Source organism: Limnohabitans sp. MMS-10A-178 (assembly GCF_003063375.1).
Classification (GTDB): Bacteria; Pseudomonadota; Gammaproteobacteria; order Burkholderiales; family Burkholderiaceae_C; genus Limnohabitans_A.
Map to the genome: position 1 here is coordinate 1453049 of NZ_NERY01000001.1, position 22144 is coordinate 1475192.

Here is a 22144-nt window from a genome sequence, read left to right on the forward strand (position 1 = left end):
CATGAGGCGTTTGGCGTGTGGCAGTATCTGTCCCTTGAAAGTGGCCCTGAATGAGTTTTGAATTGCCTTACGAGTTGGTATTGGGTTGGCGCTATACCCGCGCAGGCAGAGCCACGCGTCGCAACGGCTTCATCTCTTTCATCTCGGGCGTCTCGATGCTTGGCATAGGCCTTGGTGTTGCAGCCTTGGTCATTGTTTTGTCTGTCATGAATGGCTTTCAGAAAGAAGTCCGAGACAGAATGTTGAGCGTGGTGTCGCACATCGAATTGATTTCAGCCGATGGCGGACCATTAGAAGACGTCAACGGCACTCTTCAGCAACTTAAAAGCAATCCCAAAGTCATTGGCGCAGCCCCTTTCATTGCCGCGCAAGCCTTGCTGGCCAGGGGTGAGGACATGAAGGGTGTCTTGGTGAGGGGCATCGATCCTGCACTCGAACCCAGCGTGGTAGACCTGTCTGCGGGTTCAATGGCTGGCAATCAAGCCTTGCCTGGCATCCAAGAATTGGTGCCCGGGCAGTTTGGGATTGTGTTGGGGCTTGATTTGGCGCGGCAGTTGGGTCTGCGAATTGGCGATCCCGTCACGCTCATTGCGCCCAACGGCCAAGTAACCCCGGCAGGTGTTGTGCCGCGCCTCAAACAAATGCAAGTGGTGGGTGTTTTTAATTCGGGGCACTACGAATACGACGCATCCTTGGCCATGTTGCACGTGGCCGATGCAGGCAAAATTTTTCGCTTAGAAGGCCCCACAGGCATCCGTCTCAAAATCAAAGATTTGCACGAAGCGCGCGCGGTAGCGCGAGAGCTTGCACCCACCTTGCCCATGGGCATGGCGCTGCGCGATTGGACGCAACAAAACAGAACCTGGTTTGCAGCCGTGCAAGTTGAAAAGCGCATGATGTTCATCATTCTCACGCTCATTGTGGCGGTGGCCGCTTTCAATTTGGTGTCTACTTTGGTAATGTCCGTGACCGACAAACGCGCAGACATCGCCATCTTGCGAACCTTGGGTGCAAGCCCTAGAAGCATCATGGGCGTGTTCATGGTTCAGGGCGCATTGGTGGGCGTGATTGGCACATTGGGTGGCATGCTGTTGGGCTTGCTCATTGCATTCAACATTGATGTGATCGTGCCAGCGCTCGAAACACTTTTCCGCGCCAGCTTTTTACCCAAAGACATTTACCTCATTAGCCGCATGCCAAGCGACCCCCAAATGTCTGACATCTTGCCGGTCGTGCTTATTTCATTGATTTTGTCCTTTGTTGCAACGCTCTATCCGAGCTGGCGCGCCAGCAAAGTCAACCCTGCGGAGGCTTTGCGTTATGAGTGATGTGGCCCAACAGCCGGTGCTCGAAGTTCGTGGCTTAAGCAAGCGTTTTTCAGAAGGTGGCTTGAGCGTCTCTGTTTTGCAAGGCGTCGACCTCAGCGTTAAGGCCGGTGAAACTGTGGCCATTGTGGGCGCCTCGGGCTCCGGCAAAAGTACGCTGATGCATTTGATGGGCGGCCTCGACTCGCCCACTCAAGGCAAAGTGTTGTTGCAGGGGCAAGATTGGTCTGGCTACAGTGCCGCTGAACAAGGCGCCAGACGCAACCGTTTGCTGGGTTTTGTTTACCAGTTTCACCATTTGTTGCCCGAATTTACGGCGCAAGAAAATGTGGCCATGCCGCTTTGGATTCGGCGCGACTTGAAACAAGCCGCCAATGCTGTGGCCTTGGAAAGATTGGCGCAAGTGGGCCTTCAAAATAGAGCATTGCACCGACCTGCAGAGCTGTCAGGGGGCGAGCGCCAAAGGGTGGCTATTGCGCGCGCCATGGTGACCCAACCCGCTTGTGTTTTGGCCGATGAGCCTACTGGCAATTTGGACCGGGCCACTGCGGAAAGTGTTTTTGACCTGATGCTCAACACGGCCGAAAAACAAGGCACTGCCTTTGTGGTGGTCACTCACGACCCTCATCTTGCAGCGCGTTGCAGCCGTGTTCTTCGTCTAGAAAAAGGCGTGCTTCAGTCATGAGCCTGCGCTGGCTTGACAGCCATTGCCATTTAGATGCCCCTGAGTTTGACCCAGACCGCACAGCGGTGATTCAAAACGCACAATCGCATGGCGTGGCTTGGTGTGTCATGCCTGCAGTTCAAGCCAAAGATTTTTTGTCTCTGCAAAAGTTGGCGCAAGAATTTCATCAGCCCTATGCGCTTGGCATTCATCCCTTGTATGTGCCACAGGCTCAAGAAAAAGACTTGGATTTTTTAGCGCAATGCATTGAAGGTGCGTTGGAAAAAGACGCCCAAGGTTTGCGCGCCGATACCAGGCTGGTGGCATTGGGCGAAATAGGCTTGGATTTTTTTGTACCTGCTTTGTGTGAACCCGCCATGCGAGAAAAGCAAGAATTCTTCTATCACGCTCAATTGAAGCTGGCGCATAAATTCAAACTTCCCGTCATTTTGCATGTGCGCAAATCTGCAGATGAATTGTTAAAAGGGCTAAGGCGGTATGTGGTGCAGGGCGGCATCGCGCATGCCTTCAATGGCAGTTTTCAGCAAGCTCAGACCTTTATCGAGATGGGTTTTGCTTTGGGTTTTGGGGGTGCGCTCACCTTTGATAGAGCACTGCAACTCAGGCGCTTGGCCACCGAGCTGCCGCTCTCGGCCTTGGTGTTGGAAACCGATGCGCCTGACATACCACCGCATTGGCTTTACAAAACGCAAGCCGAAAGAAAATCAGAACTCGGCCTTGCTGTGCAGGCTCGCAATGAGCCCTCTGAGTTGCCGCGCATCGGTGCTGTTTTGGCGCAGTTGCGCGGCCTTTCAGTGTCTGACATTGCTGCTGTCACACTGGCCAATGCGCAGCGTGTTCTTCCGCAGCTTCATACTTTCGAACATCCATGAGCAAATCTCCATCCAAAGCCCTCGAGCTGCCAGAAGTCAATTTTTCGGAAGATGGTGTGTCGCGCTATTTGCATTTAGGCACGCCCTGGATTCAAGGTGCCATGAACATCAAAGAACCTTTTGACTTAGAGCTTGAGTACATTCAAAGAATGATGGTGGGCTTGCTATTTTTAAAGAGCGCTTCGGTCGCGGGACGTCATGCCATGCAGTTGGGCTTGGGGGCGGCCAGCTTGACCAAGTTTTGCTATAAAAAATTGCGTTGGACATGCACTGCGATAGAACTCAATCCGGGCGTTTTGCATGCCTGTCGGGGCTGGTTCAAATTGCCAGAAGATGGCCCTCGCATGCGTGTCATCATTGCCGATGCAGCCAAGGAAATTCAAAGCCAAGAGTGGCAGGGCACGGTCGATGTTTTGCACGTAGACCTGTACGACCATGAGGCTGCCGCGCCAGTGTTAGACAGCGTGGCGTTTTACAAAAATTGTCGTGCGCTGCTCACAGATGAAGGCACTATGACAGTCAATTTGTTTGGCCGCACTTCGAGTTATGACCAAAGTTTGGCCAAGATGGCTGAGGCTTTTGGAGAAGACGCTTTGTGGGCCTTCAAACCCACCCGCGAGGGCAACACGGTGGTCTTGGCGCAACGCGTGCCAAGCAGACCTTCCAAAGATGCGCTCTTGGTTCAAGCCGAGGCAATTGAAAATAGATTTGGATTACCCGCCACAAAGTGGCTGAGAGTTTTCAAACCCTTGGTGAAATAATCTGAGCGCGCAAAGCTTTGAAAACTAGGGTAAACCCACAAAGTGCATGTCTTTATTTGCCACTCTGTAGGTGAAACCCACATATCTACATAGATAAATTGGCCTGAAAATCCGGCATCCCAAACTTTTTGGAGGAGCGTTCCTGTGAAAATCAAAAGTCAAAAAGACTTTTACTCTGGTCTTCTGTACACCGTGGTTGGTGCTGCATTTGCTTACGGAGCTACAAGCTACAACATCGGTACTGGTGCACGCATGGGTCCCGGCTATTTTCCATTGTTGCTGGGCAGCCTGCTGGCCATCATTGGCGGCATCATCATTTTCAAATCCTTGGTGGTTGAAACCCCCACCGGTGATCGAGTAGGTTCTTGGGCCTGGAAACCTTTGTCATTCATCATTGCAGGCAATTTGTTGTTTGGTGTTTTGTTGGGTGGCTTGCCCAGCATCAAATTTCCGGCCATGGGTTTGATCGTTGCCATTTATGGAACCACCTTGGTTGTGAGCATGGCAGGCGATAAATTCAAACTGAAAGAAGTTTTGGTTTTGGCCACAGTCTTGTCTGTTTTGAGCTACCTCGCCTTCATTGTGCTGCTCAAACTGCAGTTCCCTGTTTGGCCTTCTTTCATTGCAGGTTAAGGAGTACCCCAAATGGATTTAATCAATAACTTATCCTTGGGTTTTGGTGTTGCCTTCACCGTCCAAAACCTGATTTACGCCTTCATCGGTTGTTTGCTGGGTACGCTCATTGGCGTGTTGCCAGGCATTGGCCCTGTGGCCACCATTGCTATGTTGCTGCCCGCAACCTACGCACTGCCTCCCATTGCCGCTCTCATTATGTTGGCCGGTATTTACTACGGCGCCCAATACGGCGGCTCCACAACTGCCATTTTGGTGAACTTGCCTGGCGAGTCGTCCTCGGTGGTCACGGTCATTGACGGCTATCAAATGGCCCGAAAAGGGCGAGCGGGGCCTGCGTTGGCTGCGGCCGGTTTGGGCTCATTCTTTGCCGGATGTGTGGGTACCTTGATTTTGGCTGCTTTTGCTGCCCCTCTAACTGAGGTTGCTTTCAAATTTGGTCCAGCCGAATATTTCTCCCTCATGGTCTTGGGTCTGATTGGCGCCGTGGTGTTGGCCTCTGGCTCCCTCATCAAAGCCGTGGGCATGATTGTGCTGGGCTTGCTGATGGGCTTGATCGGTACCGATGTCAACTCTGGTGTGGCTCGTTATAGCTTCGATATACCTGAACTCACAGACGGTATTGGTTTCATCGTCGTTGCCATGGGTGTTTTTGGTTACGGCGAGATCATTGCCAACTTGGGACAGCCTGAAGACAAACGCGAAGTGTTTACCGGAAAAGTTAAGGGACTCTTCCCAACGGGTGAAGACTTCCGGAACATGATTCCTGCTGTGTTGCGGGGTACAACCATTGGTTCTTGCTTGGGTATCTTGCCTGGCGGCGGAGCTTTGCTTGCAGCGTTTGCGGCTTACACCATCGAAAAGAAAACCAAATTGCGTCCTGGTGAAGTGCCTTTCGGTCAAGGCAACATTCGTGGCGTTGCAGCCCCTGAGTCAGCCAACAACGCAGGTTCGCAAACCTCCTTCATTCCATTGCTCACATTGGGTATTCCACCCAACGCAGTGATGGCCTTGATGGTCGGTGCCATGACCATTCACAACATTCAACCTGGCCCACAGGTGATGACTAGCAACCCAGAGTTGTTCTGGGGTCTGATTGCTTCCATGTGGCTTGGTAACGCCATGCTGATCATTTTGAACTTGCCGCTCATTGGCATCTGGATCAAATTGCTCACAGTGCCATACCGTTGGTTGTTCCCTGCCATCATTTTGTTCTGCGCTATTGGCGTGTACTCCACCAACAACAACACCTTCGACATCTGGATGGTGGGTGCCTTTGGTATCATCGGTTACACGTTTATCAAACTGGGCATGGAGCCTGCGCCCTTGCTGCTCGGCTTCATCTTGGGTCCCATGATGGAAGAGAACTTGCGACGCGCATTGCTCCTGTCGCGTGGTGACTGGTCGGTGTTTGTCACCCGTGGTTTGTCTGCCAGCTTGTTGGCTGTCGCAGCCATCTTGCTGATCATCGTGTTGCTGCCTTCCGTGAAGTCCAAGCGCCAAGAAGCCTTTGTCGAAGAATGATTCTCTGGCTTTGCTAGTACCAAAACGGCACCTTCGGGTGCCGTTTTTATTGGTGTGAATGGTCTTCTTACCTCTGTGAGGGATAGGGAAAAATTTCCTGACACAATGTCAGCTTGAACGTGATTTGGATTTTCATCATGCTACACACAAGCAGCTTTAAGCGTCGTCAAATGGGGGTACTCGCATGGGGTGCCTTTTGGGTCACAGCTTCAGCATTCTGCCTTTCGCCCAAGCTGGCGCAAGCCCAATCCCAAACAAGCTCTGCAAGCTACCCCACAAAACCCATTCGCTTGGTAGTGCCCTTTCCGGCTGGAGGCGCAACCGATATTTTTGCCAGAACCTTGTCGCAAAAACTGGGAGAAAAAATTGGGTCTAGCGTAGTGGTAGACAACAAGCCTGGTGCAGGCGGTACCTTGGGCTCAGATTTGGTAGCCAAGTCTGTGGCCGATGGTTACACCATCCTCTTGGCCACATCTAGCACACACTCCATTGGACCCAATTTAAACCCCAGGATGCCCTACGATGCGGTGCGCGATTTCACGCCCATTGCCCAAGTGGGCAACGCACCCAGCATCATGTTGGTGCCCAACAGCTCGCCCGCCAAAACCATACAAGAATGGATAGAGTTGGCCAAGAAAAACCCAGGCAAGTTGAACTATGCCTCCAGTGGCAATGGCACCATTGTTCAACTCACTGCCGAGTTGTTCAAATCGCAAGCGGGTTTGTTCGTGGTGCACATTCCCTACAAAGGGACGGCGCTCGCCATGCCCGATTTAATCAGTGGCAAAGTAGATGTGCTGTTTGATTCTCTGCCTACAGGTTTGCCGCATGTCAAAGATGGTCGTCTGCGTGCTTTGGGCGTGACCTCTGCCCAAAGAACCAGCATGGCGCCTGGCTTGCCAGCCATTGCCGAAGTTTTGCCTGGTTACGAATCCACCACTTGGTTTGGACTGTTTGGCCCTCAGGGCATGCGTCCTGAAATTGTGGCGCGTGTCAACACGGCAGCTCTGCAAGCTTTGGCCGATCCCGAGGTGAAGGACAAACTGCAGCGCTTGGGCATCGAAGCCGTGGGCACCTCGCCCACTCAATTTACCGCCATGCTGGCCGCGGAATCTGCCAAATGGAAAAAAATAATCACCGAACGCAAAATTACTTTGGACTAAACCATGAACTTTGATTTCAGTACACCTTACTCATCAGCGCGCCTGCCTCAGTTTGCCCGCAACATTGTCTCGACCTCTCACCCCTTGGCGGCCCAAGCGGGTTTGCGCATGATGCTCAAAGGTGGCAATGCAGTAGATGCTGCCATTGCCGCGGCAGCTGCCATCACCATCACAGAACCGGTTAGCAATGGTTTGGGCTCTGATGCATTTTGTATTTTGTGGGATGGTCAAAAGTTGCATGGCTTGAACGCATCAGGACCTGCGCCACAGGCCTGGACGCCCGAATACTTTCACAACAAGTATGGCAAAGAGGCTGTCAATCCGCCCAAGCGAGGTTGGGACTCTGTCACGGTACCAGGCGCCGTGGGTGCATGGGCGGCCATGAGTGAGCGCTTTGGCAAGCTGCCTTTTGCCGATCTCATGGAGCCGGCCATTGAAATTGCAGAGCGAGGTTATTTAATGCCTGTGGTGGTTCAGCAAAAATGGGATGCGGCCACGCCCTTGCTGCAATCGTTGCCTGGCTTTGCCGAAAGCTTTTTGCCTTGGGGCCGTGCCCCCAATGTGGGTGAGTTGTTCCAATTTAAAGCAGCTGCCAAAGGTTTGCGCGCCATTGCCGAAACCAAGGGGCGTGCTTTCTATGAAGGCGAAATTGCGGAAGCCCTGGTGCGTTTTTCCAAGCAGCATGGCGGTGCCATGTCGCTTCAAGATTTGGCCCAATACCGTCCCGAATGGGTTGAGCCCATTGCGCAAAATTACCGCGGCTACACCTTGCACGAAATCCCGCCCAATGGCCAAGGTATTGCGGCGCTGATTGCCTTGGGCATTTTGGAAAACTTCGACATTGCCAGCATGAAGGTTGATGGTATCGATTCTCAGCATTTGCAAATTGAAGCCATGAAGTTGGCCTTCGCCGATGTCTATCGCTACGTGGCCGATCCACGTTACATGGAAGTCACACCTGCGCAGATGCTCGACCCCGCTTATTTAAAGAGCCGTGCCAAACTCATCGACATGAAAAAGGCGCAAGACTTCAAAGCGGGCAATCCAGTGAAGGGCGGCACCATTTACCTCACCACCGCCGACGAAAATGGCATGATGGTGAGCTTCATTCAAAGCAATTACATGGGCTTTGGCTCGGGTGTGGTTGAGCCCACTTATGGTGTCAGTTTGCAAAACCGCGGCTTTGGTTTCAGCACCGACTTGAATGGCGCCAATGCCGCCAACTTGGTGGCACCGGGCAAGAAGCCCTTCCAAACCATCATCCCTGCTTTCCTCACAAAAAATGGTCAGCCTGTGATGAGCTACGGCGTGATGGGCGGCAACATGCAACCGCAGGGCCACATGCAAACCTTGGTGCGCATGCTCGACTATGGTCAGAATCCACAAACAGCATGTGATGCACCTCGCTGGCGCTACAACGCGGGCATGTCTATCAATGCTGAAAACAATATGGACCGCAGCACGGTACAAGGCCTGAACGATTTGGGACACGAGTTGGAGGTCATCAACGACTCTTACCAAGACTTTGGTGCAGGCCAGTTTATTTGGCGCATGGGTGATCCTAAAGTTCAAGGTTATGTGGCTGCCTCCGATCCAAGGCGAGATGGGCAGGCGGTTGGCTTTTGACGCAAACCCCAGCTTCTCAATTCACCACGGGCTTGCTGTTGGCTGCAGCGGGTTCGATTGCATTCAGCGGCAAAGCGATTATTGTCAAACTCGCCTATCGCCATGGTGTCGACGCCATCACCTTGGTGATGTTTCGAATGTTGTTTGCGGTGCCTTTTTTCATTGCCATGGCATGGTGGGCAGGCAGAGGCAAGCCAGCGCTCACCCGTGCCGATTGGTGGGGCGTGTTGGGTCTGGGATTTTCAGGTTATTACATTTCAAGTTTTCTTGACTTCCTAGGTTTGCAATACATCAGCGCTTCCCTCGAGCGGCTCATTTTGTACCTCAATCCCACCTTGGTATTGATTCTGGGTTGGGTGCTTTACCAAAGAAAAATCACCTCCAGGCAAGCCGTGGCCATGGCCGTGAGTTACAGCGGCGTGTTGTTGGTGTTTGGCCATGAGATTTCCTTGGTGGGTGACAACGTGCCCTTGGGTGCAGCACTGGTTTTTGGCAGTGCCGTCACCTATGCCATCTATCTCAGCTACAGCGGTCAATTGGTGCAGCGCCTGGGATCCTTGCGCTTGGCGGGGTTGGCTACCACTGTGGCGTGCTTTTTTTGCATTCTCCAGTTTGTGTTGCTTAAACCTATGTCGGCATTGAATGTGGCGCCCGAAGTGATATGGCTTTCCGTGTTGAACGCGACAGCCTGTACGGTCTTGCCGGTACTCATGGTGATGATGGCCATTGAAAGAATTGGGCCAGGGCTTACTTCACAAATTGGCATGATTGGGCCTATGTCCACACTCACCATGGGCGTTTTCTGGTTGAACGAAACTTTCAACATGTGGATTTTGACGGGAACCGCTTTGGTTTTGGGCGGCGTGTTTTGGGTCACCCAAGGGCCAAAGCAAACGAATCAAATTCAGTAACATCAAAAGATATCAACAGACCCAGTGGGTCATTCATTTTCAAGGAGTCATCATGGATTTAGGCATTAAGGGCAAATGGGCTTTGGTGGGCGGTGCGAGCAAAGGTTTAGGTTGGGGCTGTGCTCGTGCGCTGGCGCTGGAAGGTGTGAATGTGGTCATGGTGGCCCGTGGCGCTGAGGTTTTGAACCAAGCCGTCGCAGACCTCAAAAAAGAAGCGCCTGGCGTACAGCTCATTCCGGTGGCAGCCGACATCACGACAGAAGCTGGCCGTGCGGCCTTGTTCTCCGTAGCAGGCGGCCCGGGCAAAGACTTTGACATCGTGGTCACCAATGCAGGCGGACCTCCTCCAGGCGACTTTCGCAATTGGGACCGTGAAGCTTGGATCAAGGCGGTTGATGCCAACATGCTCACCCCCATCGAACTCATCAAAGCAACAGTCGATGGCATGGCCGCTCGAGGATTTGGCCGCATCGTCAACATCACTTCCAGTTCGGTCAAATCACCCATTGATATTTTGGGATTGTCCAACGGTGCACGAAGCGGTTTGACAGGTTTTGTGGCGGGTGTGGCACGTACCAAAATTGCAGCACAAGGTGTCACCATCAACAACATCTTGCCCGGTAAGTTCGACACCGATCGCATTCGCAGCACAGTGGAAGCCACAGCGCAAAAAACGGGTCAGTCTGTTGCTGAAATTCGCGCCCAACACCAAGCTCAAGTGCCAGCTGGCCGATACGGTACCCCCCAAGAATTTGGTGCACTGTGTGCGTTCATTTGCAGCCTGCAGGCCTCCTACATCACGGGCCAAAATTTCTTGACCGATGGTGGTGCTTATCCAGGCACCTACTGAGTTAGCGTTTAGACGACACCCAGATACCACTCACAATGAGGCCAAAAGCCACAACGTGATAGTACTGTGGCAACTCGCCTAAGAAAACACTCGACATGATGGCGGCAAACAGCGGCGTGAGGTTGGCAAAAAAACCAGCCACCGCTGGGCCTGCTGTTTGCACGCCCAAGCCCCAGCATCTGTAGGCTAAAACGGCGGGCCCCACAGACACAAATGCCAGCGCCATAAAAAGGGTAGGCCCCCAAACGATGTGAGCGTCTGTGAGAGCCCATTCAGCTCCCGAAAACAGTCCTGCCCATCCCAAACCAAAAACAACCTGAGCCATGAGAAATGCAGCCCAATGGTTGCGAATTTCGTCTGGCTCATTGCGTTGGGTGAGCAACCAACTGTAAATAGCCCAGCACGCAGTGGCCAGCAAAATATAGATATCACCCACCACAAAACTCACCTGCAAAAGTTGTTGCCAATCGCCACGTGATAACACCTTCAATACCCCAGCAATGGAGAGGGCTGCACCCAGCCATTGAGCACGCCGAACGGGCGTCTTAAAGAACAAGGCACCGATGGCCAGCATGAACACAGGTGTGCTGGCGGCCACCAGTGTGACGTTGAGCGGTGTAGAGGTTTGCAGTGCCAAATATTGGAGCGCGTTGTAGCACCCGACGCCAAGCAGGCTGAGTAAAGCAAATCGACGCCAGTGTGGCCACAGGGCACTTTGCGGTTTGAGCAAGTGCCCTGCCATGGGAAGCAAAATGAGAAAGGCAATGCTCCAGCGCAAAAAATTGAGCGTAATGGGCGGCACCAAGTCGCTGATCAAGCGGCCCACCACGGCATTGCCTGCCCACAGCAAGGGCGGGACGGTAAGCATCAAGGCAGTGCCGGGTGAGAGTTTTTGTGTCATGACCGTGACTTTAACGGCAACGCCAGGGCTATGTTGTCACGCAGGGACATTCAATTCGTGGCAAAGTAGCGGGCAATGCATCTTTATTTTTTTGGAGAAACCCATGAGCTTAGCCGTCCAAATTGACCAAAACGGTGGTCCTGAACAACTCAAATTGATTGACGTGACAGTGGGTCAACCTGGCCCAGGTGAAATTCGCATTCGTCACAAAGCCATTGGTTTGAACTTCATTGACGTGTACCAACGCAGCGGCTTGTATGCCTTGCCCATGCCCTTGAAGTTGGGCATGGAGGCATCAGGCATAGTGGAAGCCGTGGGCGAGGGTGTAACGCACCTCAAGGTAGGCGATCGTGCTGCTTATGCCAGCCAACCCCCCGGCAGCTACTGTGAAGAGCGCGTGATGCCGGCAAAGTGTGTGTGCAAACTGCCCGACGACATTTCGTTTGAAACTGGCGCCGCCATGATGCTCAAAGGCCTGACTGCGCAATATTTGCTCATGAAGACGCGCCCCGCAGAAGGTCTGCAAGCAGGCGATCATGTGCTGTTCCACGCTGCTGCTGGCGGTGTGGGCCTGATAGCTTGCCAATGGGGCAAAGCATTGGGCTTTCGCATGATTGGTACCGCGGGTTCGGACGAAAAGTGCAAACTTGCTTTGGCCAATGGCGCTGAGCACTGCATCAACTACAGCACCGAAGATTTCTTGCCTCGCGTGAAAGAAATCACGGGTGGCAAAGGGGTGAAAGTGGTTTATGACTCAGTGGGCAAAGACACTTGGGACAAATCGCTTGAATGCTTGCGCCCCTTGGGTTTGATGGCAAGTTTTGGCAATGCTTCAGGTGCCGTGGCACCGTTCGCACCAGGCATGTTGGGCGTTAAAGGCTCTTTGTATGTCACGCGCCAAACCTTGTTCAGCCACATTACTTCGCGTGAAAGCACGCAAGCCATGGCGGATGATTTGTTTGCGGTGGTGCAAAGCGGCAAAGTGAAAATTCACATTGACCAGACTTTCCCGCTGGCCCAAGTTCAAGAAGCTCACCGCGCTTTGGAAGCCCGCAAAACAACGGGTTGCACCATTCTCACTCTGTGAGAATTATTTGCCTCGCCTCACGCGCAGCAGCTCATCCAAAATGAGCATGCCTGCGCCAAGGGTGATGGCGCTGTCGGCCACATTGAAGGCCGGGAAGTGCCAACCTGCATAGTGAAAATCTAGGAAGTCAATGACGTGGCTGTAAAGCACACGGTCAATCACATTGCCAACTGCGCCACCTAAAAGCAATGACAGGGCCAAGCAAAACAAAGTTTGACCCGCATGCATGCGCAGCAAGTAAATCATGACCAAGGCTGCAACAGTGCCTAACCCGGTAAAAAACCAACGCTGCCAACCGCCCGCGTCGGCCAGGAATGAAAACGCAGCACCTGGGTTGTGTACTCGCACCATGTTGAAAAATGAGGTCATGGGCAAACTCTCACCCAATTGAAAAGAGCCGATCACTGCAATTTTCGTGACTTGGTCTAGCAGCAGGGTAATGAGTGCAATGCCCAACCAGAGCCAGACCCCTGAGCCTGATTTGAATGCACTTTTACTTTTTGCCATGGTGTAGAAGTAAGTTGATGAAGAAGTAAGTTGACGTGATTTAAATTGATTTGAATTTGAAGGCCAACGGCATGCTTCATGCTTCATGCAAACAATCGCTTTTCACCTTCGCCATGCAAATTACTGTCGCAGCGCCCGCACAAAGTAGGGTGTGCTGGGTTCACGCCCACGTCTGGCGCATAGTGCCAACAACGCTCGCACTTCACATCCTCACTCACAGATACTTTGGCAAGCAAGCTGTCTCCAGTCTCCAAAACGAGTTGGGAGGTGATGAATACAAACTTCAAATCGTGGCCCAAACTGGCCAGCAGTGCGTGGTCGGCGGGTGCTGCTTGCAGCGTCACACAAGCTTGCAGCGAGGCACCTACTTTGCCATCGGCTCGCAAGGTTTCAATGTCTTTGTTCACTTGATCGCGAATTTCGCGAATGCGGGCCCACTTGGCCAGCAGCGCATCGTCGGGCTTGCCCAGGTCGCTGAAGGTTTCTATGAAAATTGACTCAGAGCTGCCAAAGGTTTGCCAGGCTTCTTCTGCAGTAAAGCTCAAGAAAGGAGCCATCAAACGCAACATGCCGTGAGTAATGCGGTACAGCACGGTTTGAGCAGAGCGACGCGCCAATGATTTGGGTGCACTGGTGTAGAGCCGGTCCTTGAGCACGTCCAAATAAAAAGCGCCCAAATCTTCAGAGCAATACACTTGCAATTTAGACACCACAGGGTGGAATTCATACACCTTGAAGTGCGCCAAGATGTCGGCTTGCAATTGCGCCGCACGGCTCAAGGCAAAGCGATCGATTTCCAATAAATCGGCATCGGCCACAGCATCATTGGCAGGGTCAAAATCGCTCACGTTGGCCAACAAGAAACGCAGGGTGTTGCGAATGCGGCGATAGGCATCGACCACGCGCGCCAAAATTTTGTCGTCAATGTTGAGGTCGCCAGAGTAGTCGGTGGAGGCCACCCACAAGCGCACAATTTCTGCGCCCATCTTGTCGGTAATTTCTTGCGGCGCCACCACATTGCCCAAGCTCTTGCTCATCTTGCGGCCTTGGCCGTCGGTGGCAAAGCCATGCGTCAGCAAGCCACGATAAGGCGCGCGATCGTAAAGTGCGCAACCCAACAACAAAGAGCTGTGGAACCAGCCGCGGTGTTGGTCGTGGCCTTCTAAATACAGGTCGGCTTCGGGACCTGCATCATGAAAAGGCTTGCGATCGTAAGCATCTTTGTGGCTGCCGCGCAGCACGTGTTGGAAGGTGGAACCTGAGTCAAACCACACTTCCAAAATGTCAGTGCTCTTGGTGTAGTTAGGCGCATCGCTTGCACCCAAAATTTCTTCTGCAGTGACGCGGCTCCAAGCTTCAATGCCACCTTGTTCAACGATGTTGGCGGCTTGGTCCATGATTTCCATGGTGCGGGGGTGCAACTCACCCGAGTCTTTGTGCAAGAAGAAGGGCACTGGCACACCCCAGCTGCGCTGACGTGAAATGCACCAGTCAGGTCGGTTGGCAATCATGTCGCGCAAACGCGTCTTGCCGTTTTCGGGGTAGAAGTTGGTTTGGTCAATGGCGTCCAAGGCCAGCTGTCGCAGTGTCTTGGGCGCTTTGTCTTTGGTGAAGACACCAGGGCCATCGTCCATGCGCACAAACCATTGCGCCGCTGCACGGTAAATGACGGGCGTTTTGTGGCGCCAGCAATGCGGATAGCTGTGGGTGATGCCATAAGTGGCCATCAAGCGATTGCTTTCGCCCAAAACTTCAATGATGCGGGGGCAGGCTTTCCAAATGTTCATGCCACCAAACAGGGGCAGGTCTTCGGCGTAGCTGCCGTTGCCTTGAACCGGGTTCAGGATGTCGTCGTAAGCCAAGCCATTGGCCACGCAAGAGTTGAAGTCATCCACACCATAGGCGGGAGATGAGTGAACAATGCCAGTGCCGTCTTGCGCACTCACGTACTCGGCCACATACACAGGCGAGAAACGTTTGTAGCCTTCATGCACATCGTACAAAGGGTGCTTGAAATTCAAGCCGCCCAATTTGTTGCCAGTCGTGGTGGCCATCACTTGGCCTGCCAATTTGTAGCGCTCTAAACATTTTTCCACCAAAGACTCGGCCAACACCAGCAGGCCTTTTTCGGTGTTCACCAAGGCGTAAACCAGTTCGGGGTTCACGTTCAGAGCTTGGTTGGCTGGAAGGGTCCATGCGGTGGTGGTCCAGATCACGGCAAAGGCAGACTTAGTTTGGCCAGGCAGTGCGTCCATGCCAAAGGCCTTGGCCACGGCTGTGTTGTCGGCAGCTTCAAACGCCACATCTAGGGTGTCGCTCTTTTTGTCGGCGTATTCAATTTCGAACTCGGCCAAAGAGGAGCCGCAATCGAAGCACCAGTAAACGGGCTTCAAACCGCGGTAAACAAAGCCACGCTCAATGACGCGTTTGAAGGCGCGAATTTCGCCGGCTTCGTTGGCAAAGTCCATGGTGCGATAGGGACGCTCCCAATCGCCCAACACACCCAAGCGTTTGAAGTCTTCGCGCTGTTGGTCAATTTGTTCGGTGGCAAATGCACGGCTCTTGGCCTGCATGTCGTCGCGGCTCAGTTTGCGGCCGTGCAACTTTTCAATGGCGTTTTCAATGGGCAAGCCGTGGCAGTCCCAGCCTGGAATGTATTGCGCATCAAAGCCCGCCAATTGCTTGGACTTGACGATCATGTCTTTGAGCACTTTGTTCAGTGCGTGACCAATGTGCAATTTGCCATTGGCGTAAGGGGGGCCGTCGTGCAACACAAACAAGGGTGCACCTTTGCGAGCCACACGCAGTTTTTTGTACAGGCCTTGGTCACTCCATGCTTTGGCCCAGGCGGGCTCACGCTTGGGCAAATCGCCACGCATCGCAAACGCGGTGTCGGGCATGTTCAGGGTGGCACGGTAGTTTGTTTTTTGTTCAGACATTGTTCAAAGCGTCATGGTGTAGGGGCCTGCTAAGCCTTTTGCCTAGTGGCAAAAAATGCACGCGCATCGTCGCAGTCCTTTTGAATGCCCACGGTGAGGGCTTCGAAACTGTCGTACTTGAGTTCGTCGTGTAATTTGTGCAGCAAGTCAACTCTGATGATTTTACTGTAGCCCCCTTCTTGCCCAAGGTGGCTAGGCCAGTTGAGGCAATGAGTTTCTAACAACACCCGGCCACCGTTCACATCGCTAGGGTCTAGGGAGGGCCGAATACCCAAATTGGCCACGCCTGGCAATGGCTCAGGGCTTAAGCCATGGACTTCGACAGTGAAAATGCCGCTGGCCGCTGGTTTCCAGTGGCTAAAGCGCAAATTAAGGGTTCGAAAGCCGTCCTCGGCCCCCTCTGCCGAGGCGCCGAGGCCCCTGCCCAATTTGCGGCCGTGCACCACATGGCCGCTGACACTGTAGGGGCGACCTAAAAGGCGTGCGACGGCGTTCATATCGCCTTGGCCTAGCGCTTCCCTGACGGCAGAGCTTGAAACCCTGAGGCCATGCACTTCGTAGCTGTTCATTCGCGCCACATCAAAACCCAGGCGCTGACCAGCGGCGTCCAGCATGCTGTAGTCGCCAGCCCGCTTGGCCCCGAAGCGAAAATCATCACCCACCAGCAAATATTTAACACCCAGACCCTTGATCAATACAGACTGAATGAAGTCTTCTGGTGTTTGACTTGCTAAGCTTGCGTCAAATGGCACCACCACGACTTGGTCAATGCCGCACCTATCGAGTTCTAGCAGTTTGTCACGCAGGTTTGCAATTCGTGCAGGTGCTAATTCGGGCTTGTTGTGCAGCTTGGCAAAAAAATCTCTGGGGTGTGGCTCGAAAGTCATCACACAGCTGGGCACCCCACGGTGCGCAGCTTCGTTTTTCAAAAGGGCGAGCATGGCTTGATGGCCGCGGTGGACACCGTCAAAGTTACCGATCGTCAAGGCGCATTGTTGGGCCCTGTCTGGGTGGTTGAATCCGCGAAATACCTTCATACTGTGTGCGTCATAAAAATGAATTGATTACAGGGTATATTGTGACTGACCAGAAAGGCTGGCCTGTTCTCGTTTCATGTCATGGTTTTACCGTTGGATGGAGTCGCTTGTGAAGGTCTTGAAATTGTCTGCCCAAGGGCTTCCGCAGTCCTGGATTTCTCTGGAACAAGCTGTGGTCTATTACGCAGCCGAAGATGTCCGCTGGGAAGCGGGTCAAGAAATTGCTGTTTTTCGCGGTGGTCACAATGCCATCACGGGTGAACAGTCCATCATCAAGGTCAACAGCATCATTGGCACCCGCGGTGTTCATGGCATCAATCCATTCGAACTCCGCCCCGGTCTGACCAACGGCAAATTGTTCATTCGTGATCGCAATGTGTGTGCTTATTGCGGCCAGAGATTTCATGAAACAGAGCTAACCCGCGAGCATATCGTGCCATTTGCACAAAATGGCATCGACAATTGGATGAATGTGGTCACGGCGTGTCGCTCTTGCAACCATCGCAAAAGCAGCCGAACGCCTGAGCAGGCGGGCATGTCATTGCTCTACACCCCTTATGTGCCAAGTCTGTGGGAAGATTTCATTTTGCGAAACCGCAGAATCTTGTCTGATCAAATGGAGTTTTTGATGGCACACGTCCCCAAAAACTCCAGATTGATCGCCTAGTCCTTATGCAAATACGCCAGCTGTTTCTTGCATGCTGGCAGACACTTCTCCCAAGTGATGCAGGGTGTCGCCAAAGGTCATCTCCAACTGCGTCAATTTCTTGAAGTAGTGGCTCACAATGTACTCGTCCGTCACGCCAATGCCGCCATGCAACTGCACAGACTGTTGGCCGACAAAACGCATGGAGTTGCCAAGTTGAAATTTGGCGCGGGCCATGGCTTGGTGACGCTCGGCAGCGGGCATGTTCAGTTTCAAGCTGGCGTAATAGCTCATGGAGCGGCCCAACTCCAATTGCATTTTCATGTCGGCGACACGGTGACGTAGCGCTTGGAAGGTGGCAATGGCGGTGTTGAACTGCTTGCGCGTGTTCATGTAGTCGACGGTGATGGCCATGGTTTTGTCCATCACGCCCACGGCTTCTGCGCACACACTGGCAATGCCAATGTCCACGGCATGGCTCAAAGCTGTTTGGCCATCCAAGGTCACCAAGCTGGCGGGTGATTGGTTGAGGGTCAACTCGGCGGCGCGAGCGCCATCTTGTGTCACATAGCCAGAAGTGGCGGCACCCTTGGCGCCTTTGGCGACCAAGAACAAAGCCAGTTTGCCGGCTGCCATGGCGGGCACCAAAAAGGCATCAGCATGGTCACCCACGGCCACCACGCTCTTGGTGCCAGAAACTTGCCACTGACCATCTTGCTGTTGTGCTTGCGCATCGCACTTGTGGGTGTTGTAGCGAGATTTGCGCTCTTGGTGTGCCAACACCACGATGGCTTCGCCACCTGCAATTTTTGGCAGCCATTCGGCTTTGACGGCGTCGGTTGCGTAGCCTTCTAAAACGGCGCCCGAAATCAGCGCTTGCTGAATGGGTTCCATCACAATGCCGCGGCCCAACTCTTCCATCACCACCATGCCTTCCACAGGGCCCATGCCCATGCCGCCGTGGTCTTCACTCACATACAGGCCGCACAGGCCCAGTTCGGCAAGCTCGGTGTAGGCTGCGCGGTCAAAACCGCCAGCGCTGGTAATTTCGCGGCGGCGGTCGAAGGTATAGCCCTTGTCCACCCATTTGCGCACTGCATCGCGCAGTTGTTCTTGGTCGTCTGAAAAATCGAAATCCATGATCTGTCCTTGTACGGTTAAACGAATTAACCCAAAACCACTTGAGCCACGATGTTGCGTTGCACTTCATTGCTGCCGCCGTAAATCGTGGTTTTGCGCATGTTGAAATAGTTGGCAGCCAAAGGCGCATTGGCCACTTCTTGACCTGGGAAATTGCCTTGCCAGCCTGCGTCCATGGCTTCAAAGATGAAGGGCAGGCTGTAGGGGCCCGCGGCCAACATCATGAGCTCGCTGTAACGCTGTTGAATTTCGCTGCCCCTGATTTTCAAGAGGCCAGCAATGTCGAGGGAGTTCTTGCCAGACTTTTCGGCAGACAAAACACGCAGCACCAACATTTCGAGGGCCACGACGTCGACTTCCAATTTGGAAATTTCATCGCGGAAGCGCATGTCGTCGTACACGCCTTCAGCTTTGGCAATACGCTTGAGGCGTTCAAGTTCGCGCTTGGCGCGGTTCACATCGGCAATGTTGGTGCGCTCGTGCGCCAACAAATGCTTGGCGTAGTTCCAGCCTTTGTTTTCTTCACCGATCAAGTTCTCGGCGGACACTTCGACGTTGTCAAACCAGACCTCGTTGACTTCGCATTCGCCGTCGAGCAACTTGATGGGGCGAACCGTGATGCCCGGGGTCTTCATGTCGATCAACAAAAAGGAGATGCCGGTTTGGGGCTTGCCTTCGTTGCTGGTGCGTACCAAGCAAAAAATCCACTCGCCGTATTGGCCCAAGGTGGTCCATGTTTTTTGACCGTTGACGATGTACTTATCGCCTACACGCTCTGCACGTGTTTTGAGAGAGGCCAAGTCGGAGCCAGAGCCTGGTTCGCTATAGCCTTGGCTCCACCACACTTCGCCACTTGCAATGCCAGGCAAGAAGCGTTTTTGTTGTTCGGCATTGCCAAAGGCCATGATGACGGGCGCCACCATGACGGGGCCAAATGGCACCACGCGAGGGGCTCCCGCCAAGGCGCATTCTTCTTCGAACAAGTGCTTTTGAACTGCGTTCCAGCCTGGCCCACCAAATTGCTCAGGCCAGCCCCAACCCAGCCATCCTTTTTTGCCCAAAATTTTGGCCCAACGTTGCATATCATCTCGTGTCAGGCGCATTGCGCTGTGCACTTTTTGTGAAATGTCAGCGGGTAAGTTTGCTTTTACCCAAGTGCGAATTTCCTCGCGAAACGCGAGTTCTTCGGGTGTGAATGCCAAATCCATGAAATGAGTCTCCGGTCAAAGCCAGTGAAAGGTGAAAAGAGCGTTTTTAGCACGACCGTGCGCAAATGCGGTGTCTTGGCTGCGACAAATTGCAATTTAGGGGGTGTGAACAGGGATAATCCCAGTGTGAAAAACATCGTGATTCTCATTTCAGGCGCTGGCTCCAACATGGCGGCCATTGTTCAAGCAGCCCACCAGCAGCGTTGGTCAGAGCGTTTGGGTATTCAAATTTCAGCGGTCATCAGCAACAAGGCTCAAGCATCTGGCCTTGCATGGCTCCAATCGTGTTCAGAGTTTGCCGACATTCAAACGGAAGTACTGGAGCACACACAATTTGCAAGCAGGGAAGATTTTGACCAAGCCTTGCTCAAACGCATCGATGTGCATGCCCCTCATTTGGTGGTGTTGGCAGGTTTCATGCGAATTTTGTCTCCTACATTTGTGGCGCATTACGCCGGTCGCTTAATTAACATTCACCCTTCCTTGCTGCCTGCCTTCACCGGACTCAATACCCATCAAAGAGCCATTGATGCAGGCTGCAAGTTTGCTGGCGCTACCGTGCACCAGGTAACGCCAGAGCTAGACCACGGACACATATTGGCTCAGGCGGTGGTGCCAGTTTTGGCGCAGGATACAGCCGCAGACTTAGCGGCCAGGGTACTGACGCAAGAGCACCTGATTTATCCCAAGGCCGTGCTTGATTTTTTCAAGCTTGAGGAAGCTTCTCGCCAAGCCATGTAAAACGCGGTTGCACCACGCCATCGATGTTGACGCTTTCGTTGAACATGGCCGCAGGGCGTACCCACAAGCCTTGCTCGCCATAAAGCGCTTTGTACAAAGTCATGGGCTCCAACGATTCGCTGTGTCTCACAGTACCAAGCACTTGGTACAACAAATTTTTGTAATGGCGGTAGTAGCCTGGTGGCGTGATGATGAGGGGCGGTAAGGTTTCTTCTTGCATGGAATCTCTCGAATCTGCATAGCAGTGGGACAATAGAGGCTATGCATCCTAAAGCCTTGTTAGATGCCTGTGCCGAATTGGTCAGGCTCACACTCCAATTTAACCACCCGGCAGATGCGGTGGTATCACGATTTTTCCGTGACAACCGCAATTTGGGTCCGCGTGAGCGTGCCACTTTGTCCGAGACGGTATTTCAAGTACTTCGCAAAAAATTGTTGTTTGAGCACATGGCTCGCTCTGGCAGTGGTGCCAAAGAAAGACGCTTGGCCATACTGGGCTTTGCGGGTCCTCGCGACTTTGTCAAAAGTGCCCTCAACGACACCGAAAAAAAATGGCTCGACATGTGTGACAGCATTCAGCCATCCGACTTGATGTCGCAGCACATTCACAACTTGCCCGATTGGTTGGCGCGTCCGCTCAAGGATCAATTGGGTGATGAGTTTGAAGCCTTGGCCAAGAGTTTTCTGGAGCCAGGCACTTTGGATTTGCGCGTGAACGATTTGAACGAAAAGCGCGCTGACGTTCAAAAGGAATTGACCGCAGCGGGCATTGTGTGTCAGCCCACGCCTTATTCACCTTGGGGTTTGCGGTTGCAGGGCAAGCCCTCATTGGCCAAAGTCAAAGCCTTTGAACGCGGTGCGATTGAAGTCCAAGACGAAGGCTCACAGTTGTTGGCACTTTTGCTCGACGCTCATCGCGGTGAAATGGTGGTCGATTTTTGCGCAGGCGCGGGCGGCAAAACACTGGCCATTGGGGCCTCGATGCGCAATACAGGCCGCCTCTATGCCATGGACACCTCGGCACATCGCTTGGATGCTTTAAAGCCTCGCTTGGCGCGAAGCCAGTTGTCCAATGTGCATCCTGCTGCCATTGCCCATGAGCGTGATGACCGGATCAAACGCTTGGCAGGGAAAATTGATCGGGTGTTGGTTGACGCCCCATGCTCTGGCTTGGGCACTCTGCGTCGCAACCCCGATTTGAAATGGCGGCAAAAGCCAGAGGGCATCGCCAGTGTGGCGGCTACTCAAACGGCTATTTTGGACAGCGCAGCACGCTTGCTTAAATCGGGTGGGCGCTTGGTTTACGCCACTTGCAGTGTGCTGCCACAAGAAAATGAAGACATTGCCAATGCGTTTTCAAATTCACACCCCGACTTCGTTGTCTTGCCTGTCATGGATGAACTCACTCGCTTGAAAGTAGCCAATGCTCAAAGCTTGTGCCAAGGCGATTTTTTGCGACTCTGGCCACATCGCCAAGGCACCGATGGATTCTTTGCCGCTGTATGGGTTCGAAAGTGAATTCTAAAGCGCTAACTTTTGACCTTATTCCATGAAATAACTGTCAATATCAACTCGAAAAACTTAAAAT

At 53.1% G+C, this 22144-nt stretch carries 21 protein-coding genes; 14 read left to right on the forward strand and 7 right to left on the reverse strand.

Annotation, left to right across the window (positions count from 1 at the left end; genetic code table 11):
• Positions 1-50: 50 nt before the first annotated feature.
• From B9Z32_RS07200 to B9Z32_RS07245, 10 genes are all read left to right on the forward strand, one after another.
• The gene (locus tag B9Z32_RS07200) at positions 51-1328 is read left to right on the forward strand and encodes a lipoprotein-releasing ABC transporter permease subunit (protein ID WP_108420572.1); all 1278 of its coding nucleotides are present in this window, start codon (positions 51-53) and stop codon (positions 1326-1328) included.
• Positions 1321-2010: an ABC transporter ATP-binding protein gene (locus tag B9Z32_RS07205; protein WP_108420573.1), complete on the forward strand. Its 690-nt coding sequence runs from the start codon at positions 1321-1323 to the stop codon at positions 2008-2010. Before B9Z32_RS07200 ends, B9Z32_RS07205 begins: the two co-directional genes overlap by 8 nt.
• On the forward strand, positions 2007-2882 hold the full coding sequence (locus B9Z32_RS07210; RefSeq protein ID WP_108420574.1) for a TatD family hydrolase: 876 nt from the start codon (positions 2007-2009) through the stop codon (positions 2880-2882). Before B9Z32_RS07205 ends, B9Z32_RS07210 begins: the two co-directional genes overlap by 4 nt.
• Positions 2879-3643, forward strand: coding sequence for a spermidine synthase (locus tag B9Z32_RS07215; RefSeq protein ID WP_108420575.1), 765 nt, complete (start codon positions 2879-2881; stop codon positions 3641-3643). The genes B9Z32_RS07210 and B9Z32_RS07215 overlap by 4 nt, the downstream gene beginning before the upstream one ends.
• A 144-nt stretch (positions 3644-3787) precedes the next feature.
• Positions 3788-4276: a tripartite tricarboxylate transporter TctB family protein gene (locus tag B9Z32_RS07220; protein WP_108420576.1), complete on the forward strand. Its 489-nt coding sequence runs from the start codon at positions 3788-3790 to the stop codon at positions 4274-4276.
• A 12-nt stretch (positions 4277-4288) separates the two neighbouring features.
• Positions 4289-5800, forward strand: coding sequence for a tripartite tricarboxylate transporter permease (locus B9Z32_RS07225; protein WP_108420577.1), 1512 nt, complete (start codon positions 4289-4291; stop codon positions 5798-5800).
• 137 nt (positions 5801-5937) lie between these two features.
• Positions 5938-6963, forward strand: coding sequence for a tripartite tricarboxylate transporter substrate binding protein (locus B9Z32_RS07230; protein WP_233248122.1), 1026 nt, complete (start codon positions 5938-5940; stop codon positions 6961-6963).
• A 3-nt stretch (positions 6964-6966) separates the two neighbouring features.
• On the forward strand, positions 6967-8589 hold the full coding sequence (locus B9Z32_RS07235; RefSeq protein WP_108420578.1) for a gamma-glutamyltransferase family protein: 1623 nt from the start codon (positions 6967-6969) through the stop codon (positions 8587-8589).
• Complete coding sequence (locus B9Z32_RS07240; RefSeq protein ID WP_108420579.1) at positions 8586-9500, forward strand: DMT family transporter; 915 nt, start codon at positions 8586-8588, stop codon at positions 9498-9500. The genes B9Z32_RS07235 and B9Z32_RS07240 overlap by 4 nt, the downstream gene beginning before the upstream one ends.
• Before the next feature lie 52 nt (positions 9501-9552).
• Entirely contained in the window at positions 9553-10350 is a 798-nt protein-coding gene (locus B9Z32_RS07245) for an SDR family oxidoreductase (RefSeq protein WP_108420580.1), read from the forward strand.
• 1 nt (position 10351) lies between these two features.
• On the opposite strand, the gene B9Z32_RS07250 is transcribed toward B9Z32_RS07245, so the two are convergent.
• Positions 10352-11251, reverse strand: a complete 900-nt coding sequence (locus B9Z32_RS07250; protein ID WP_108420581.1) for a DMT family transporter — start codon at positions 11249-11251, stop codon at positions 10352-10354.
• Between the two features lie 103 nt (positions 11252-11354).
• On the opposite strand from B9Z32_RS07250, the gene B9Z32_RS07255 reads away from it, so the two are divergent.
• Positions 11355-12338 carry a quinone oxidoreductase gene (locus B9Z32_RS07255; RefSeq protein WP_108420582.1) on the forward strand — a complete coding sequence of 328 codons (984 nt, stop codon included), beginning with the start codon at positions 11355-11357 and terminating at the stop codon, positions 12336-12338.
• A gap of 3 nt (positions 12339-12341) precedes the next feature.
• Here the strand turns inward: B9Z32_RS07255 and lspA are convergent, their stop codons facing one another.
• From lspA to B9Z32_RS07270, 3 genes are all read right to left on the reverse strand, one after another.
• Positions 12342-12845, reverse strand: coding sequence for a signal peptidase II (lspA, locus tag B9Z32_RS07260; RefSeq protein ID WP_108421070.1), 504 nt, complete (start codon positions 12843-12845; stop codon positions 12342-12344).
• A gap of 83 nt (positions 12846-12928) precedes the next feature.
• Positions 12929-15784, reverse strand: a complete 2856-nt coding sequence (ileS, locus tag B9Z32_RS07265) for an isoleucine--tRNA ligase (protein WP_108420583.1) — start codon at positions 15782-15784, stop codon at positions 12929-12931.
• Between the two features lie 29 nt (positions 15785-15813).
• Positions 15814-16821 (reverse strand): bifunctional riboflavin kinase/FAD synthetase, encoded by a 1008-nt coding sequence (locus tag B9Z32_RS07270; RefSeq protein ID WP_108420584.1) that lies wholly within the window; start codon positions 16819-16821, stop codon positions 15814-15816.
• Between the two features lie 109 nt (positions 16822-16930).
• Between B9Z32_RS07270 and B9Z32_RS07275 the strand changes: the two genes are divergently transcribed.
• The gene (locus B9Z32_RS07275) at positions 16931-17488 is read left to right on the forward strand and encodes an HNH endonuclease (protein WP_108421071.1); all 558 of its coding nucleotides are present in this window, start codon (positions 16931-16933) and stop codon (positions 17486-17488) included.
• A 3-nt stretch (positions 17489-17491) separates the two neighbouring features.
• Here B9Z32_RS07275 and B9Z32_RS07280 read toward each other — a convergent pair whose 3' ends face one another.
• Together B9Z32_RS07280 and B9Z32_RS07285 are read right to left on the reverse strand one after the other, a co-directional pair.
• Positions 17492-18607, reverse strand: coding sequence for an acyl-CoA dehydrogenase family protein (locus B9Z32_RS07280; RefSeq protein WP_108420585.1), 1116 nt, complete (start codon positions 18605-18607; stop codon positions 17492-17494).
• 26 nt (positions 18608-18633) lie between these two features.
• Positions 18634-19815: an acyl-CoA dehydrogenase family protein gene (locus B9Z32_RS07285; protein ID WP_108420586.1), complete on the reverse strand. Its 1182-nt coding sequence runs from the start codon at positions 19813-19815 to the stop codon at positions 18634-18636.
• A gap of 126 nt (positions 19816-19941) precedes the next feature.
• Between B9Z32_RS07285 and purN the strand changes: the two genes are divergently transcribed.
• Entirely contained in the window at positions 19942-20556 is a 615-nt protein-coding gene (purN, locus tag B9Z32_RS07290; protein ID WP_108420587.1) for a phosphoribosylglycinamide formyltransferase, read from the forward strand.
• On the opposite strand, the gene B9Z32_RS07295 is transcribed toward purN, so the two are convergent.
• Positions 20522-20776 (reverse strand): DUF1653 domain-containing protein, encoded by a 255-nt coding sequence (locus B9Z32_RS07295; RefSeq protein ID WP_108420588.1) that lies wholly within the window; start codon positions 20774-20776, stop codon positions 20522-20524. The two genes, purN and B9Z32_RS07295, sit on opposite strands and share 35 nt — an antisense overlap.
• Before the next feature lie 41 nt (positions 20777-20817).
• On the opposite strand from B9Z32_RS07295, the gene B9Z32_RS07300 reads away from it, so the two are divergent.
• Positions 20818-22074 (forward strand): RsmB/NOP family class I SAM-dependent RNA methyltransferase, encoded by a 1257-nt coding sequence (locus tag B9Z32_RS07300; protein ID WP_108420589.1) that lies wholly within the window; start codon positions 20818-20820, stop codon positions 22072-22074.
• The last annotated feature ends 70 nt before the right edge of the window (positions 22075-22144 follow it).